Origin of the sequence: Bradyrhizobium sp. CCBAU 51745, from assembly GCF_028128715.1 — a bacterium.
GTDB lineage: Bacteria > Pseudomonadota > Alphaproteobacteria > Rhizobiales > Xanthobacteraceae > Bradyrhizobium > Bradyrhizobium manausense.
Genome location: NZ_LBJP01000003.1, coordinates 133,496 through 149,193 on the forward strand (window position 1 = coordinate 133,496; position 15,698 = coordinate 149,193).

The 15,698-nt window shown below is 64.4% G+C and carries 16 protein-coding genes; 3 read left to right on the plus strand and 13 right to left on the minus strand.

The features are described from left to right. Positions 1-2: 2 nt before the first annotated feature. From XH98_RS03360 to XH98_RS03375, 4 genes are read right to left on the minus strand one after another with little or no spacing between them, the layout of a single operon-like run. The gene (locus XH98_RS03360; protein ID WP_271603850.1) at positions 3-809 is read right to left on the minus strand and encodes an ABC transporter permease; all 807 of its coding nucleotides are present in this window, start codon (positions 807-809) and stop codon (positions 3-5) included. Beyond that, positions 806-1,681, minus strand: a complete 876-nt coding sequence (locus tag XH98_RS03365) for an ABC transporter permease (RefSeq protein ID WP_057759249.1) — start codon at positions 1,679-1,681, stop codon at positions 806-808. Before XH98_RS03365 ends, XH98_RS03360 begins: the two co-directional genes overlap by 4 nt. Further along, entirely contained in the window at positions 1,678-2,718 is a 1,041-nt protein-coding gene (locus XH98_RS03370) for an ABC transporter ATP-binding protein (protein WP_271603848.1), read from the minus strand. Before XH98_RS03370 ends, XH98_RS03365 begins: the two co-directional genes overlap by 4 nt. A 27-nt stretch (positions 2,719-2,745) precedes the next feature. Further along, positions 2,746-3,783 (minus strand): ABC transporter substrate-binding protein, encoded by a 1,038-nt coding sequence (locus XH98_RS03375; RefSeq protein WP_271603847.1) that lies wholly within the window; start codon positions 3,781-3,783, stop codon positions 2,746-2,748. Positions 3,784-4,056: 273 nt separating this feature from the next. On the opposite strand from XH98_RS03375, the gene XH98_RS03380 reads away from it, so the two are divergent. Beyond that, the gene (locus tag XH98_RS03380; RefSeq protein ID WP_271617792.1) at positions 4,057-4,956 is read left to right on the plus strand and encodes a LysR substrate-binding domain-containing protein; all 900 of its coding nucleotides are present in this window, start codon (positions 4,057-4,059) and stop codon (positions 4,954-4,956) included. Here the strand turns inward: XH98_RS03380 and XH98_RS03385 are convergent. From XH98_RS03385 to XH98_RS03425, 9 genes are all read right to left on the minus strand, one after another. After that, positions 4,953-6,326 (minus strand): amidohydrolase family protein, encoded by a 1,374-nt coding sequence (locus XH98_RS03385; protein ID WP_271617793.1) that lies wholly within the window; start codon positions 6,324-6,326, stop codon positions 4,953-4,955. The genes XH98_RS03380 and XH98_RS03385 overlap by 4 nt on opposite strands. Then, entirely contained in the window at positions 6,323-7,906 is a 1,584-nt protein-coding gene (locus tag XH98_RS03390) for an ABC transporter substrate-binding protein (protein WP_271617794.1), read from the minus strand. The genes XH98_RS03385 and XH98_RS03390 overlap by 4 nt, the downstream gene beginning before the upstream one ends. Before the next feature lie 23 nt (positions 7,907-7,929). Beyond that, positions 7,930-8,586, minus strand: coding sequence for an aspartate/glutamate racemase family protein (locus XH98_RS03395; RefSeq protein ID WP_271617795.1), 657 nt, complete (start codon positions 8,584-8,586; stop codon positions 7,930-7,932). A 72-nt stretch (positions 8,587-8,658) separates the two neighbouring features. Then, positions 8,659-9,543: a polysaccharide deacetylase family protein gene (locus tag XH98_RS03400; protein WP_271617796.1), complete on the minus strand. Its 885-nt coding sequence runs from the start codon at positions 9,541-9,543 to the stop codon at positions 8,659-8,661. Continuing rightward, on the minus strand, positions 9,530-10,345 hold the full coding sequence (locus tag XH98_RS03405) for an ABC transporter substrate-binding protein (RefSeq protein WP_271617797.1): 816 nt from the start codon (positions 10,343-10,345) through the stop codon (positions 9,530-9,532). Before XH98_RS03405 ends, XH98_RS03400 begins: the two co-directional genes overlap by 14 nt. Positions 10,346-10,361: 16 nt before the next feature. Next, positions 10,362-11,126, minus strand: coding sequence for an amino acid ABC transporter ATP-binding protein (locus XH98_RS03410; RefSeq protein WP_271617798.1), 765 nt, complete (start codon positions 11,124-11,126; stop codon positions 10,362-10,364). Beyond that, the gene (locus tag XH98_RS03415) at positions 11,123-11,980 is read right to left on the minus strand and encodes an amino acid ABC transporter permease (protein ID WP_057759265.1); all 858 of its coding nucleotides are present in this window, start codon (positions 11,978-11,980) and stop codon (positions 11,123-11,125) included. Before XH98_RS03415 ends, XH98_RS03410 begins: the two co-directional genes overlap by 4 nt. Beyond that, positions 11,977-12,804: an ABC transporter substrate-binding protein gene (locus tag XH98_RS03420; RefSeq protein ID WP_271617799.1), complete on the minus strand. Its 828-nt coding sequence runs from the start codon at positions 12,802-12,804 to the stop codon at positions 11,977-11,979. The genes XH98_RS03415 and XH98_RS03420 overlap by 4 nt, the downstream gene beginning before the upstream one ends. A 73-nt stretch (positions 12,805-12,877) precedes the next feature. Then, a complete protein-coding gene (locus XH98_RS03425) occupies positions 12,878-13,834 on the minus strand; it encodes an N-carbamoyl-D-amino-acid hydrolase (RefSeq protein WP_083514855.1) in 957 nt (318 codons plus the stop codon). A gap of 150 nt (positions 13,835-13,984) precedes the next feature. Here XH98_RS03425 and XH98_RS03430 point away from each other — a divergent pair, with 150 nt between their 5' ends. Continuing rightward, the gene (locus tag XH98_RS03430; RefSeq protein ID WP_271617800.1) at positions 13,985-14,911 is read left to right on the plus strand and encodes a LysR family transcriptional regulator; all 927 of its coding nucleotides are present in this window, start codon (positions 13,985-13,987) and stop codon (positions 14,909-14,911) included. 24 nt (positions 14,912-14,935) lie between these two features. Next, complete coding sequence (locus XH98_RS03435) at positions 14,936-15,655, plus strand: type 1 glutamine amidotransferase (RefSeq protein WP_271617801.1); 720 nt, start codon at positions 14,936-14,938, stop codon at positions 15,653-15,655. The last annotated feature ends 43 nt before the right edge of the window (positions 15,656-15,698 follow it).

Here is a 15,698-nt window from a genome sequence, read left to right on the forward strand (position 1 = left end):
TCCTATCGTCCCGCATCGCCCTTGCCGACGAGCACGCGGTCGAGCCCGTAGAAGCGGTCGAGCAGAATGAGGGCGGTCATGGTGACAGCGATCACGCAGGCCGAGACCGACGTCACCAGCGGATCGATGTTGTCCTGGATATAAAGGAACATGCGCACCGGCAACGTCTCGGTGCCGGGTGCGGCGAGGAAGACGGTCATGGTGAGATCGTCAAAGGACTGGATGAAGGCGAGCGCCCAGCCGCTGATGACGCCGGGCAGGATCAACGGCAGGGTCACCCGGCGAAACAGCGTCCAGCCGCCGGCACCGAGCGAGACCGCGGCCATCTCGACGGTGTGGTCCATGCCGGTTGCCGCTGCCAGCGTCAGCCGCAGCGCGAATGGAAACACGATGACGACATGCGCGATGATCAGCGCCGCAAAACTGCCGCCAAAGCCAACCGATGTGAAGAAACGCAGGAAGGCGATGCCGAGCACGACATGCGGGATCATTAGCGGCGAGAGGAACAGCGCCGCGAGCGCATCGCGGCCGCGGAAGCGATAGCGCGCGATCGCGAGCGCCGCCGGCACGGCAAACAGCAACGCCACGAAGGACGACAGCGCGCCAAGACCGAGACTGACCCAGAACGCATGGATGAATTCGGGATATTGCGCGATCGCCCTGAACCAGCGCAGCGAAAAGCCGTTGGTCGGCAACGACAGAAAACCCTCGGGGGTGAAGGCGACGAGGCAGACCACCAGGATCGGCGCCACCATGACGATGACGAAGACGGTGTGGAAGATCAGTGCGAGCGGGCCGTTCCGGCTCATCGGAACACCTCCGCATAGCGGCGTTCGATCAGTGCGTTGCTGCCGACCACGATCAGCACCAGCGCGACCAGCAGCAACGTGGCGACGGCCGCCCCCAGGGGCCAGTTCAGCGTGTTGAGGAATTCGTCATAGGCGAGCGTCGCCGCGACCTTGAGCCTGCGGCCGCCGATGATCGCGGGCGTCGCAAAGGCGCTGGCCGAAAGCGAGAACACGATGATCGCGCCCGACAGCACGCCCGGCATGATCTGCGGCATGATGATGCGGCGGATGATGGTGACGGGTCCGGCGCCGAGCGACATCGCGGCATTCTCGATCTGCGGATCGAGCCGTTGCAACGCCGCCCAGACCGACAGCACCATGAACGGCATCATCACGTGCGCGAGCGCGACGACCATTCCTGTTTCGGTGAACATAAAGGGAATGGGCGAACGGATCACGCCAAGCGTCATCAGAAGCTTGTTGACGAGGCCGTTGTTGCCGCCGAACAGCAGCGCCCAGCCGAGCGTGCGCGCCACCACCGAGATCAGCAACGGGCCGAGAATGACCAGCAGGAAAAAGCTCTTCCAGCGGCCGCTCATGCGGTTGAGGATGTAGGCTTCGGGCGCGCCTAACAGCGCGGTGAGCAGCGTGGTCAGGATCGCGATGCGAAAGGTTCGCCAGAACATCTCGGCGTAATAGGGATCGGTCGCGATCTCACGCCAGTTCTTGAGAATGAAGACCGGCTCGATGCCTTTGTACTGGCCCCAATCGTGGAAAGACAGCATCACGGTCATGGCGAGCGGGATCACCAGCACGCCGACGAACAGCATCAAGGCGGGCGCCGTCAACGCCCATGGCGCACGCGCGCTGCGCTCCTCGGCGGCCATGCTCATGCGCCAGCCCTCGGGCGCACACTCATGTCTTGGGAACTCCAGGTGAGGCGAACCGCCTCGCCTTCGGCCGGCTGCGGCTTGCCGTCGTTCTGACGGATCACGATCGCAAGGCCGCATTCGCTCTCGCACTGGAACAGCCAGTGATTGCCCTGGAAGATGCGGGTGACGATCTTTGCGTTAAGGCCAGCATTGCCGAAGCCGATACGTTCGGGGCGAATACTAACGGTGACGGGGCCGCTGAGACCCGCAGGCGCCGGCGCACTCCAGGAGCCGGCCACGAGTTGTGCCGGCGTGGCGGTCCGATCAATCGTGCCGGCAAAGTCGTTGGTCTTGCCCAAAAACTGCGAGACGAAGGCCGATGCCGGCTTTTCGTAGGTCTCCTGCGGCGTGCCGATCTGCTCGATCTTGCCCTGGCTCATCACCACGATGCGGTCGGACAGCGACATCGCCTCGTTCTGGTCATGGGTGACCAGGATGGTGGTGGTGCCGATGGTGCGCTGGATCTGGCGCAGCTCGATCTGCATCTCCTCGCGCAGTTTTGCGTCGAGGTTGGACAGCGGCTCGTCGAGCAGCAGCACGCTCGGCTTGATCACCAGCGCGCGTGCCAGCGCCACGCGCTGCTGCTGGCCGCCGGACATGCGGCGGGGATGGCGGTCCTCGTAACCGGCGAGGCCCACCATCGCGAGCGCGGCACGGACGCGCTCGGCCCGATCATTGCGCGGCACATTGCGCATCTCGAGGCCGAAGGCGACGTTCTCCGCCGCGGTCATGTGCGGAAACAGCGCATAACTCTGGAACACGATGCCGAGGCCACGCTTGGCCGGGTGGATCGCGGTGAGGTCCTTGTCCTCCAGGCGGATCGCGCCGCGCGTGGGATCGAGGAAGCCCGCGATCATCTGCAAGGTCGTGGTCTTGCCGCAACCGGAGGGACCAAGGAAGGAGATGAATTCCCCCTTGCCGACCGCGAGACTGAAGTCATCGACCACTGTCTGCGCACCGAATTGCTTGGCGACCCGATCGAGCTCGAGATAGGCCATACGCTGTCTCCGCCGCGGACGATCAGATCAGCGCTCGACCTCGCGATTCCAGCGCTTGGTCCACTCCTCGCGCTTGTCGTTGATGGCGGTCCAATCCGGATTATAGAGCTTGGCTGCACGCTCGCCGATCGGCGCCATCTTGCCGAGTTCCGGCGGCACCTTCAGCGACTTCAGCACCGGGCCGTAGCCGTAATCCTTCAGCATCACGAGCTGGATCTTTGGATCGAGCAGCATTTTCACGAAGCTGGATGCGAGCGGCGAGGCGTTGGGCTTGTTGATCGGACACGCAGTGGTCAGCAGCGTTGCCGCACCTTCCTTCGGATAGACGAAGTCGACGGGGAAGCCGGTATTGGCAAAGCTCTGCACGCGGCCGGTGCCCCACACCGCGATCACGGCCTGGCCGGACTGGAACAGCTCGGTCATCTTGCCCGGCGACGGCTCATAGGCGAGCACGTTCGGATTGATCTCGTCCTTGAAGATCTTGAAGCCGGAATCGACGTTGGACTCGCCGCCGCCGTTCATCTTTGACAGCATCACGAGCGCTTCGAGACCATAGGTGTTGTTGATCGGCGGGATCACGAGCTGCTTGGCGTATTTCGTGTCCTTCAGATCGTTCCACGAGGTCGGCGGCGCCCAGCCTTTGTCCGCGAATACTTTGGTGTTGTACATCAGACCAGTCGCGACGATGCCGATCGCGACCGCGCGGTCATCCTTGAAGCGTGCGGTGTCGTAGAGATCGGCGGTCGGCAGGCCGTCGAGCTTGCCGCAGAAGCCGAGCTGGATCGCCTGATACATCGGGCCGTCGTCAACGATGGCGACGTCGATCTGCTGGTTGCTCTTCTGCGCCTGGAGTTTTGCCAGCGTGTCGGTCGAGTTGCCGGCGACGTACTCGACCTTGACGTTGTTCTCCTTCTCGAAGGTCGGGATCACCTCGTCGCGGATGGTCTTCTCGAACGAGCCGCCATAGCCGGCGACATAGAGCGTTTTCTGCTGGGCCGAGACGGCCGTTGGGATGGCAATGAGCGCTGCGATGCTGACCGCGGTCAGAAGGCTAGAAGTCTTCATGAGGACCGATCTCCAATACCGGAATGAGGTGACGTGCCGACAAACCCTGCGAGAAGCGACTTGCCGCATTTCCTTCCGCGCCGATCCCCTTTGAAGCAGGGCTCCGGCCCCTGCTCGACGGGTTCTGGCGCGATCTGGGACGTTTTGAGCCCCAATCTGCCGAAAAAGCGGTCTGTCTCCAGCTCTGATGAAAAAGATCGCAAACCCCAGCTTCCATCGTCCAATGAATAATGGCACCATCTACATGCCTAAATGTTATGAATTGGATTTGCGATGGCGCGGATCAACTCGCGGCAGGTGGAGGCCTTCCGGGCGATGATGCTGACCGGCAGCGTCACCGAAGCTGCGGCGCTGATGACAGTCACGCAGCCGGCGGTCAGCCGGTTGCTGCGCGACCTCCAGGCGCTGTTGAAGATGGAGCTGTTCGAGCGGCGCGGTACGGGCCTGGTGCCGACCGCCGCTGCGATGGCGCTCTACACCGAAGTGGAGCGCTCCTTCGTCGGCCTCGAGCGTATCGCCGCCGCAGCGGAGGAAATCCGGGGACGCCGCACCGGCTCGCTGCGGATCGCGGCACTGCCGGCGCTGTCAAACGGATACTTGCCGCGGCTCACGGGTCACTTTCTGAAAGAGCGGCCGAACCTCAACCTCGCCTTCTTCGGCGTGATCTCGCCGATCGTGGTCGACTGGGTGCTGAACAATCAGTGCGACGTCGGTTTTGCCGAGGTGCCGATCGCGCATTCCGGCCTGCCAAGCCAGAAGCTGCCGGCGCCTGCGCGCGTCGCGGTACTACCGACCGGTCATCGCCTCGCGGAAAAGCCAGTGCTGGAGCCGCAGGACTTCGAGGGCGAGACCTTCATCTCGCTCTCGGCGGGATCGTCGAGCCGGCACCTCATCGACCAGATCTTTCATCGCCACGATGTCCGCCGCGTGCTGCGGGTGGAGACCGCGCTGTCCGAGATCATGTGCGGCTTGGTGTCATCAGGGCTGGGCGTTGCGATCTGCGATCCCTTCACCGCACAGGAATTCTCCACCCGCGGCGTCGTCGTGCGCCGCTTCCTGCCGCGCATCGACTTCGAGTTCTCCGCGGTGTTTCCGGCGCAGCGCAGCCCCTCGCCGGTCGCGCTCGATCTGGTCGAGACCATGCGGAAATCGCTGGCGGAGTTTGAGAGCTAGCCGTTGAACGCAGCCTGCGCCTCCGGCAGGTCCCAGATCTTGCCGATCGCAGCAGTACCTGCCGCAACCATGGCAGCCTCATCCGCGCCGAGATAGCGGCCCTCATCGATCAGCATACGGCCATCGACCATGACCTGATCGATATTGGCGCGGTTGGCGAGCGCGATCAGCGCGCGGCGCGGGTCGAACAACGGCTGAAGATGCGGATGGGTAAGGTCGACCACGGTGAGGTCGGCGGTGGTGCCCGGCTCGATGCGGCCGAGATCCGGACGGTTGATCACGTCGGCGGCCACCGCCGTGTTCGCCTCGATCAGCTCGGGCGAATTGGCGACGTCGGCGCGGGCCGAGGTGATCTTGGAGATCAGCGAGGCCGCATTGAGCTCGCCGAGCAGGTCCATGTTGTAGCCGTCGGTGCCGACCACGGTGCGGACGCCGTGCTCGGCGAAGCGGCTGAACGCTGCGGTGATGCCGGCGCGCGCGAACACGCGCGGGCAGTTCAGCACGGTCATGCCGCGCGCGGCCATCAGCTTGAGATCATCGTCGCTGCTGAACATGCAATGCGCCGCCATCAGATCGGGCGCAAGCAGGCCGAGCCAGTCGAGATATTCCGCCGGCGTGCGGCCGCCGTAACGCTTGCCGATGGTCGCGACCTCGGCGCGGCTCTGCGCCATGTGCGTCGTGATGGGCACGCCGAGCTCGCGCGCCCGGGTGGCGCAGGCCTTGAGCAAATCGGGGCCGCAGGTGTCGGTGGCGTGCGGGCTCATCGCGAGGTTGATGCGACCGTCGCCGCGATTGTTCCAGCGCTGATAGAGTGCGTCCCACGTTGCCATGTCGGCGGCGCCGTCGTCGCCGGAATAGCGAACCACGCCATCCGGGCCGGCTTTGGCGTCGGAGGTCGAGAACAGATAGGGCGCGCCGTAGAAGCGGATGCCCATCTCCTCCGCCGCGTCGAACATCTCGGGGATCGAGTTGCGGAACGGTTCCATCACCGTGGTGGCGCCGCCCTTGAGCAGCTGAAGGATGCCGAGCCGCGCCACCGCGAGGCGCTCTTCCGCCGACAGGATCTCCGCGCCGCGCTTGGTCAGCGGCAGCAGCACCGTATAGACGATGCTCTGGTTGTTTTTGCGGCCATTGCCATCCTCGCTGTGGCTGCGCGCCACGGCTTCAGAGAAGCAGTGATTATGCAGGTTCAACAGGCCCGGCAGCACGAAGCGGCCAGGACGATCGTAGACCTGATCTGCGCGCGGCCTGTCGCGCGTGACGGCCGCGATCTTCTTGCCTTCGACCAGAACCCAATGGTCGCGCAGCACGTCCTGCGCGCCCTCCTTGCGTGACAGCACATAGCTGCCGAAAATTGCTGTGGTGCTCATGCGGGGCGTACGTTCCAGAACACGGCGGTGCCGTCGAGAATGCCGGTGATATCTTTGCGATAGGCAGTCGGCTGCTTGTACAGGCCGATTGGAATATAGGGGATTTCCTCGAACGCGACGGCCTGGATCTCGCGGCAGATGCGCTGCTGTTCGGCAAGCTCGGAGGCCGCCAGCCACTGGCTGCGCAATGGCCCCATCTTCTCGCTCGCATACCAGCCGGCCACCTTGCCTTCGCCGCGAATGTTGGTATTGCCGGCCGGATTGAGCCAATCGATGCCCTGCCAGTTGCCGACCGCCGCGCTCCAGCCGCCCTGCCCGATCGGATCCTTCTTGAGCTGGCGCTGCAACACCACGGCGAAATCGAGGCCCGCATATTCGACGTTCATGCCGGCCTTGCGCAAGCTATCCACCGCGATCTCGCCGAGCGGCTTCTGCGCCAGCGAGTTGGTGGGGACGAGCAGCACGATCCTCTCGCCATTGTAGCCGGCGGCCTTCAGCTCAGCTTTGACCTTCTCGTAGTCGCGCGGACCGCGGAACACGTCGAGGCCGACTTCGTTCGCCATGGGCGTGCCCGGCGCGAAGAAGCCGATCGGCGAGACCTGAAACGCCGGATTGGTGCCGGCCACCGCCGTCATGAAGGCGGATTGGTCGATCGCGCCTAACAGCGCGCGGCGGATGGCAGGATTGTCGAAGGGCGGCTGAAGATGATTGAGCCGCAGCATGCAGGCGTAACCTCTGGGATCGAGGATGCGCGTCTCGATATCGCCGGCGGCCTTGATGATCGGCAGCAGATCGTGCGGCGTGGTCTCCTGCCAGTCCTGCTCGCCGGTCTGGAGCGCGGCAACACCGGTGCCGGCATCGGGCGTGGTGGTCCAGACCACGCGGTCGTAATGCACGATCTTCGGGCCCGCGGTCCAATCCGGCTTGCCGTCGGTGCGCGGCTGATAGCGCTCAAACTTTGCGTAGGCGTTGCGCGCGCCCTGCACGCGCTCATCAGTGAGATAACGGAACGGGCCGCTGCCGATCACCTCGGTCAGCGGCTTGAACGGATCCTGGCTCGCCAGCCGTTCCGGCATCATGAAGCAGGCGTTGATCGCGGCCTTACCCAGCGCTTGCGGCAGCAACGGAAACGGACGCTTGAGACGGAAGCGGATGGTGCGGTCGTCGGCGGCTGACAATTCGTTGGTCGCCTCCATCAGCTCGCCGCCAAAACCGTCGCGCGCCGCCCAGCGGCGGATGCTGGCGACGCAATCGCGTGCGAGCACGCGCTCACCATCGTGCCAGAACAGGCCGTCGCGAAGCGTCAGGTCCCACTGCAGCTGGTCGCCCGAGATGACGTGGCCCGACAGCATCTGCGGCGAGACCTGGAGCGAGGCGCTCATGCCATAGAGCGTGTCGTAGACCATGAAGCCATGGTTTCGCGACACCTGCGCGGTCGAATAGATGGGATCGACGAAGGCGAGGTCGATGACGGGGATGAAGCGCAGGGTCGACTGCGATTCAGCGCGGACGATGCCCGGCAATGAGAGCGCCGGCATCGCTGCGGCGGCCTTGAGGAGCGAACGACGGGAGATCAGCATTCCTAGAGGCTCCTAAACGTACCTTACGTATTCAACAAGACCGCACCGATCGCGACGGCCACCGCCTGTTGCGCCGGCTCAACCACGGGCGCACCGATCGCATCGGCAATCGCCCCTCGGTGCGAGGCCATTCCCGCACAGCCCATCACCACGACATCGGCGCGATATTGCGTGACCAGCGCGCGGCCAGCCTCGATCAACCGGCCGCGGATGTCCGCGCCTGCCGTCTCGGCCGCGCTGGCGCCGACCGACCAGCTGCCGGCATAACGGCCGTCGACGCCCATCACCCGCGCCATGCGCTGCTGACGGCGGATGCTCGACGGCGACAGAGCGATGATGCCGAAACGTTCGCCGAGCATCAGCGCGCGAAAGATGCCGCATTCGGCGATACCCATGACGGGGCGTCCGCCAGCGGCCTCGCGCACCGCGTGCAGGCCGGGATCGCTGAAGCAGGCGAGCACGAAGGCATCCGCGTTGTCGCGCGATACACGGTTCACCAGCGGCATCACCACGCTGTCGGCATCGCGCTGCGAGCTGATGCTTGGCGGCCCCTCGGCAAGACCGACCACCTCGATCTCGGGCCCGCCCGCGATGCGCAGCGGCGCCACCGCGTCGTCAATCGCCGCCGTCACCGACGCCGAGGAGTTGGGGTTGATGACGAGGATGCGGCGACGGGTCATGGCGAGGCTCATTGGCAAGGCTCACTGCAAGGCTCACTGGCAAGGCTCACTGGCAAGGCTCACTGGCACTTCTCAACGCTTGGCGGCCTCGTGGCGCAGGAAGTTTTCCGCGATCTTCTCACCGGTGGTGATCCAGACGTCAGGGCATGATTTTGCGTAGGTGAGGAACTCGCGCAGCAGCCGCAGCCGCATCGGACGACCGCTGCATTGCGGATGCAGCACGGTCGTCACCATCGCGCCCCAGTCGCGCACTTCATCCAGCTCGTCCTTCCAGATCGAGAGCACATGCTCCTTGGGAAAGATCGAGCGCGGGCTGAAGCGGGCGGAGAGACCATGCATCCAGTCGTCATAGCTCGCCGTCACCGGCAGCTCGATCGTGCCGGGCTTGCCGTCGGCGAGGCGATGCCGATAGGGCCTGACGTCGTCGCGGAACGAGGAAGTGTAGACGATGCCATGGCGGACCAGCGCCACGCGCAGCTCCTCGGTGAACTCGCCATAGGGTGCGCGGTATCCGGTCGGCTTGACGCCGAGCCGGCGCTTCAACGCCTCGAAACCGCGCTCCAGCTCCTCCTCGATCCAGGGATCGCCGGGATCGGGCAAGAGATGGTGATAGCCGTGATGGCCGATCTCGTGGCCGGCCTTGAGGATCGATTCCGCCATGGCTGGATGCGCATCGACCGACCAGCCCGTGACGAAGAAGGTCGCCTTGAGATCGAGCTGATCGAGCAGTTCCAGAAGCTTGGGCGTGCCGACGCGCGCTTCATAGCCGCCATAGCTCATGGTGATGAGCCGCTGCGCGTGCAGCGCGTCCTTGCTGGTCCACGCGGTCTCGGCATCGACGTCGAACGACAGGAACATCGCCGATGTGTACGGCTTCGGCCACGGATAGTCCGGCGCGGGATCCGCGGTGTTGGCTGGGGTGAGCGGAATGCTCTGGAGTGCCTTACTGTCCAGCATTGATGGTCGCCTTCTCTATTCCGTTGTCGTTCAGTTTCCATTTCGCCAACAGCGTACGATAGGTGCCGTCGGCGATCAGCGCATCGATGGCCTCGACGATCGCTTGCTGCAACGCCTTTTCCTTGACCGGCAGCGCAATGCCCGTGAATTGCGTCGCGAAGGGATCGCCGACCGGCGCATAGGTGCCCGGCTCGAGGTCCATCACATAAGGCAGAGTCTCGTTGCCCTGCACGGCGGCGTCGATTCGGCCCTGTTTGAGCTGCGTGCGCGCATCGGCCGAGCCGTCGGTGCCGACGAACTGGATCGGATTGCCCGCGCAGTTCTGCTGGCTCCATTTGTCGATCTCGGCCGGAAACATGGTGCGGCGGCTGGCGCCGACCTTCTTGCCGCACAAGGCGGCCATATTCTTGAACTCCGCCGCACGGGACTGCTGCACGAAGAACTTTGGACCGCTGCGCAGATAGTCGACGAAGGAGGCAATCTCGTGCCGGCTCGCATAATCGGTGAAGCCGGACAGGATGGCATCCACCCGCCCCGTCGAGATCGACGGCATGAACTCGGCAAAGCTGGTCTCGGTCCATTCGATCTTGACCCCGAGCTTGCGGCCGATCGCCTCGCCGAGATCGACGTCGAATCCGGACAGAGCATTGGTGGCGGGATCGCGGAACTCCATCGGCGGATAGTTCGGCACCAGCGCGACCTTTAGGCTGCCGCGTTTGGCGATATCAGGTGGCAGCTCGATCGCCACCACCGATGCGCTCATGGCGCCCAGGAACGCCGCCGTAAGCAAAAGTCTTTTCATCATCACATCCCCAACTTCAGATTACAGCCGAAAGAAATGCCCTGGTACGCTCTTCGCGCGGCGTGCCCAAGACGTCCGAGGCGCGGCCCTGCTCGACGATCGCGCCCTGGTCCATGTAGACGACGCGGTCGGCGACCTCGCGCGCAAAGCCGAGCTCGTGCGTCACCACCATCATGGTCATGCCGCTCTTGGCCAGCTCTTTCATCACGGCAAGCACCTCGCCGACCAGCTCCGGATCGAGCGCGCTGGTCGGCTCGTCGAACAGCATCAGCATCGGTTTCATCGCAAGCGCCCGGGCGATCGCCACGCGCTGCTGCTGGCCGCCGGAGAGCTGCGCGGGATAGGAGTTGGCTTTGGCTGCAAGCCCGACGCGACGAAGTAGCTCGAGCGCTTCAGTGCGCACTTCGTCAGCCTTGCGGCCCTGCACCTGGAGCGGGCCTTCGGTGATGTTTTCCAGCGCGGTCTTGTGCGGGAACAGGTTGAAGCGCTGGAACACCATACCGGTCTTCAGCCGCTGCCGTCCGATCTCACGCTCGCTGAGGCGGTAGAGCTTACCACCCTGCTCGCGCACACCCAGGAGCTCGCCGTCGAGCCAGATGCCGCCGGCGTCGATCGCGGTGAGTTGGTTGATGCAACGAAGCAGTGTAGTCTTGCCTGAGCCCGAGGCACCGATCAGGCACATCACCTCGCCGGGCCAGACGTCGAGCGAGACGCTTTTGAGAGCCTGGAACTCTCCAAAGCTCTTAGCTACGGAGCGGATCGCGACGAGGGGCTTTGTCATCGCGCGAGCCGCATTGTGCCGCGTGCAAAACGGCGTTCGAGCAGCATCTGGAGCGGGGTGAGGATCGAGACGACGAGCAGATACCAGAGGCCCGCGACGATCAGGAGCTCGATCACGCGGGAATTGGCGTAATAGATGTTCTCGGCGTTGTGCAGCACCTCGGGATATTGGATGACGCTCGCGAGCGAGGTCGCCTTGACCATGCCGATGAACTCGTTGCCGAGCGGCGGGATCACCACGCGCATCGCCTGCGGCAGGATGATCCGGCGCAGCGCGCGCAGCCGCCCCATGCCGATCGCCTGCGCCGCCTCATATTGCCCGATGTCGACCGACAGCATGCCGGCGCGCATCACTTCGGACGTATAGGCGCCCTGGTTGATACCGAGCCCGAGCAGCGCGGCGAGGAATGGCGTCATGACGTCGACGGCGCGCGCGCTCCACAGGCCGGGAATGCCGATGGTCGGAAACACCAGCGCCAGGTTGAACCACAGCAGCAATTGCAGGATCAGCGGCGTGCCGCGAAATAACCAGGTGTAGCCGGCCGCGACCGTCTTCAGCACCGGATTGGGCGATAGCCGCATGATCGCCACGATGATGCCGAGGACAATGCCGAGCGCCATCGCCAGCACCGCCATCACCATGGTGTTGACAATGCCTTCGAGGATCACTTTTGCGGTGATGAAACGGCTGACATAGGACCATTCGATCTGGCCATTGGCGAAAGCACGCGCAATTGCCGCCAGCACCAGGACGATCAGGGCGGCGCTGAACCAGCGAAACCAGTGCGGCTCGCGCGCGATCCGCATTCCCGACAGGTCGGGGAAGCCTTCCGCGAGTGCCGGCGCCGGCTTCATTGCGGCGCCGCGTTCAGCATGGGCTGGGCGACCGCATTGGCGCCCAGGCCCCATTTGTCGAGCACCGCCTTGTAGGAGCCATCAGCGATCATCGCCGCGAGCTTCTCCGTCACGGCCTCGCGGAGCGCCGCATCGTCCTTGCGGAACATGATGCCTTGATAACCTCTGGCAAAGGCCTCGCCGACGACGCGGTATTTTCCAGGTTCTTGCGTCTGCGCATAAGGCAGCGTCTCGCTGCCCTGCACCGCGGCGTCGATGCGGCCCTGCCTGAGCTGGTTGCGCACGTCGATCGAGTTCTCGCCAGGCACGTACTGGATCGCCGGCTTGCCGGCGGCTTCGCAATTCTGCTTGCTCCATTTCTCGATCTCGACCGGGAAGCTGGTGCTGCGGGTGGTGCCGACCTTCTTGCCGCAGAGATCGGCCGCAGCCTTCGCGTCGCTGTCGGCCATCACGAAGAACTGCGGTCCTGTGGTCAGATAGTCGACGAAATCGGCGGTCTCGCGCCGCGAGGCGCGGTCGGAGATGCCCGAGATGATGAAATCGGCCCGCTTGGTCTGGAGCGAGGGGATCAGCTCGGCGAACGGCGTCTCGCTCCAGACAATCTTGAGGCCGCCGAGCCGCTTGGCAAGCTCGTTCGCAAGATCAATGTCGAGCCCAACCAGCTCGTTACTGGCAGGGTCGCGATATTCCATCGGCGCATAGGTCGAGTTGACCGTGAGCTTGAGCGCGCCCGCCTGCTTGATCTCAGCCGGAAGCTCGGCTGCCTGTACTGAGGTCACCGCAGCCAGCGCCGTGAAGGCGAGGAAATGCGAGAGGCGTGTCATATCAGCTCCTTCAACCTTTTCCTTTGCCGGGCTTTTTTCGTTGCTGATCCAAGCCAGCGCTGTGCCATTTTGCTCAGTCCGCGTCGAGCACGGCCGGCTCGATGACGCCGGCGCGCTCGGTGATCACCCTGTACTGCTCAGGCCGCCGGTGGGCGGCGAAATTGAACATCTTGTCCTTGCCCTGGCGGCAGAGGTCGAGATCGATGTCGGCGACGATCACCTCGTCGGTCAACGTCGCCGCCTGCGCGACGATGCGGCCGTTGGGATCGACGATGCAGGAGCCGCCGATCAGGCCGGAGCCGTCCTCCTCGCCCGCCTTGGCCACCGAGATCGCCCAGGTCGCGTTCATATAGGCGTTTGCTTGCGTCACCAGCGTCGAATGGAAAGTGCGCAAGGAGGCATCTTCAGTGCTGCCGCCATTGGGATCATAGGCCGCCGAATTGTAGCCGATGCAGACCAGCTCGACGCCCTGCAGGCCAAGCACGCGCCAGGATTCCGGCCACCGGCGGTCGTTGCAGATCATCATGCCCATGATCGCGTGCGCCCAGGCAGATCCCGCGCGGAACGCTGGAAAGCCGAGATCGCCATATTCGAAATAGCGCTTCTCGAGCTGCTGGTAGCGCGCACCCTCGCGAGGCTCGACCGACCCCGGCAGATGCACCTTGCGGTAACGGCCGAGGATCTCGCCGTCGCGATCGACCAGGATGGCGCAATTGTAACGGCGGCCTTCGGGCGTCAACTCGGCATAGCCGACATAGAAGCCGACGCGCAGCGCACGCGCGCGCTCGAACAGTTTTGCCACGGCCGGGTTCGGCATGCCGCGCTCGAAATATTGGTCAAGCGCGTCGCCTTCCAAAAACCAGCGCGGAAAGAAGGTGGTGAAGGCGAGTTCGGGAAACACCACGAGGCTGGCGCCGCGGCCCGCCGCTTCCTCCAGCATGGCCAGCATCCGCGACAGCGTCTGCTCACGCGCATCGGCTTTCTGCGTCGGCCCCATCTGGGCGGCGGCGGCGCGAAGGACACGAACCAAGTTTGCCTCCAATCTGTGCGCAATGCTGCCTCAATGGGCTAGTGAACCCTTTGATCCAGCGTGCAAATCCGAGGTATTAGGCGTAAGCCGGGCTGCAAAAGCAATTCATCGTGCTATGATCTTTTGGCCCAGAGTATAACAGCCAGTGATATGAACCTGCGCCAGCTCGAGATCCTGCATGCCGTTATCCGCCATCGCACCACGGTGGCGGCGGCCGACGAACTGGCGCTGTCGCAGCCGGCGGTCAGCAACGCGCTGAAGACGATGGAGGCGCAGGCGGGCTTTGCGCTGTTCGAGCGCATCAACAACCGGCTGTTTCCAACAGCGGAGGCGATGGCGCTCTACAAGGAGAGCGAGGCGATCTTCGCGCTTCACGCCAAGCTCGAAAATCGCGTGCGCGATCTGCGCGAGAACCGCGCCGGGCATCTCGCCATCGTGGCAACGCCGCCGCTCGCGTACAGCATCATTCCCACAGCGCTGTCCGTCTTCCTGCGCCGCCGCCCGGAGACGCGCGTGTTCTTCGACGTCCGGCGTTATGAGGGCATCATCGAAGGCGTGCTCAGCCATGTCGCCGAGCTCGGCTTCGCGCTCGGGCTGACGCATCACCCGGGTATCGCGCATGAGGTGGTGCACACCGGCGAAATGGTTTGCGTGGTGCCCCCGCAGCATCCGCTCGCAAGCAAGGCCGTGATTTCGGCGTGTGACTTGTCCGGCCTGCCCTTCATCGGGCTCGAGCGCGGCACGCGGCTCGGCGAAGCCGTGCGCGACAGTTTTGCTCGCGCCGGCGCGCCGTTCCAGCCGACGGTCGAGGTGCGCTATTGCAACACCGCCTGCGTGCTCGCAGCCGCCGGCGTCGGTGCCGCCGTGGTCGACCCCTTCTCACCACGTCAGAATGGCGGGCACGGCCTCGTCGTACGGCCGTTCACACCGACAACCCGCGCGGTCGCTTACATGCTCTGGTCGGAAGCCGAACCGCTGTCGCGCCTGGCAAAGGCCTTTCTCGGCGAAATCCGCAAGGAGAGCGCGCTGCTGGCGCGCACAGCGCCACACCAGCAAGATGAGGCAGGAAGCGACTGAGCTTACCTTTGACCTGAGGGGTATATGGCACGCATCACCATCATCGAGACCGGGCAGGTCCCGCCGAAATATCGCGAGCAGCATGGCTCCTTTCCGGACATGTTCGAGCGCATGGTCCGCGCCGAGGATCCGACCGCCGAAGTCGACGTCGTCAGCATTCCGAATGGCGATGCGCTGCCCGATCCGAGCAAGCTCGAGGCCGTGCTGATCACGGGGGCAGCCGCCGGTGTCTATGACGGGCTCGACTGGATCGCGCCGCTGGAAGATTTCGTCCGCAGTGCCTACGCCAACAAGACGCCGATGGTCGGCGTCTGCTTCGGCCATCAGCTGATCGCGCAGGCGCTCGGCGGCACCGTGCGCAAGTCCGAAAAGGGCTGGGGCATCGGCCGGCACGTCTATCAGGTGCTGCCGGAGAACGGCGTCATTGGCGGCGAAGCGGTCGCCATCGCCTGCTCGCATCAGGACCAGGTGATCGAAGCGCCCGACGATGCGCTGACCATCCTTTCGTCGGAATTCACCCCGCATGCCGGCTTGCTTTACGCCAACGGCGCGACGCTGACGGTGCAGCCCCATCCTGAGTTCGAGGTCGAGTTCGCGCAAGTCTGCTGCGACCTGCGCGACGGCAAGGCGCCGGATGAGGTCGTGGCGACCGCGAGGCAGTCACTGGCGGAGCCGTTGGACAACGCGAAGCTCGGTGGAGCGATTACGCGCTTTTTGGCGCGCAAATCCATCTCCTCACCCTGAAGGCCTGCCAAAGGCGGGCGTCTCGAAGGGTCGAGGCCCCCGC

Excerpts from the sequence above, each read along its gene's own strand:
- XH98_RS03370 (WP_271603848.1), bottom strand. The coding sequence starts at position 2,718 with ATGGCCTATCTCGAGCTCGATCGGGTCGCCAAGCAATTCGGTGCGCAG.
- XH98_RS03400 (WP_271617796.1), bottom strand. The coding sequence starts at position 9,543 with ATGCTGGACAGTAAGGCACTCCAGAGCATTCCGCTCACCCCAGCCAAC.
- XH98_RS03410 (WP_271617798.1), bottom strand. The coding sequence starts at position 11,126 with ATGACAAAGCCCCTCGTCGCGATCCGCTCCGTAGCTAAGAGCTTTGGA.
- XH98_RS03415 (WP_057759265.1), bottom strand. The coding sequence starts at position 11,980 with ATGAAGCCGGCGCCGGCACTCGCGGAAGGCTTCCCCGACCTGTCGGGA.
- XH98_RS03420 (WP_271617799.1), bottom strand. The coding sequence starts at position 12,804 with ATGACACGCCTCTCGCATTTCCTCGCCTTCACGGCGCTGGCTGCGGTG.
- XH98_RS03405 (WP_271617797.1), bottom strand. The coding sequence starts at position 10,345 with ATGAAAAGACTTTTGCTTACGGCGGCGTTCCTGGGCGCCATGAGCGCA.
- XH98_RS03360 (WP_271603850.1), bottom strand. The coding sequence starts at position 809 with ATGAGCCGGAACGGCCCGCTCGCACTGATCTTCCACACCGTCTTCGTC.
- XH98_RS03375 (WP_271603847.1), bottom strand. The coding sequence starts at position 3,783 with ATGAAGACTTCTAGCCTTCTGACCGCGGTCAGCATCGCAGCGCTCATT.
- XH98_RS03390 (WP_271617794.1), bottom strand. The coding sequence starts at position 7,906 with ATGCTGATCTCCCGTCGTTCGCTCCTCAAGGCCGCCGCAGCGATGCCG.
- XH98_RS03380 (WP_271617792.1), top strand. The coding sequence starts at position 4,057 with ATGGCGCGGATCAACTCGCGGCAGGTGGAGGCCTTCCGGGCGATGATG.
- XH98_RS03365 (WP_057759249.1), bottom strand. The coding sequence starts at position 1,681 with ATGAGCATGGCCGCCGAGGAGCGCAGCGCGCGTGCGCCATGGGCGTTG.
- XH98_RS03395 (WP_271617795.1), bottom strand. The coding sequence starts at position 8,586 with ATGACCCGTCGCCGCATCCTCGTCATCAACCCCAACTCCTCGGCGTCG.
- XH98_RS03385 (WP_271617793.1), bottom strand. The coding sequence starts at position 6,326 with ATGAGCACCACAGCAATTTTCGGCAGCTATGTGCTGTCACGCAAGGAG.
- XH98_RS03430 (WP_271617800.1), top strand. The coding sequence starts at position 13,985 with ATGAACCTGCGCCAGCTCGAGATCCTGCATGCCGTTATCCGCCATCGC.
- XH98_RS03435 (WP_271617801.1), top strand. The coding sequence starts at position 14,936 with ATGGCACGCATCACCATCATCGAGACCGGGCAGGTCCCGCCGAAATAT.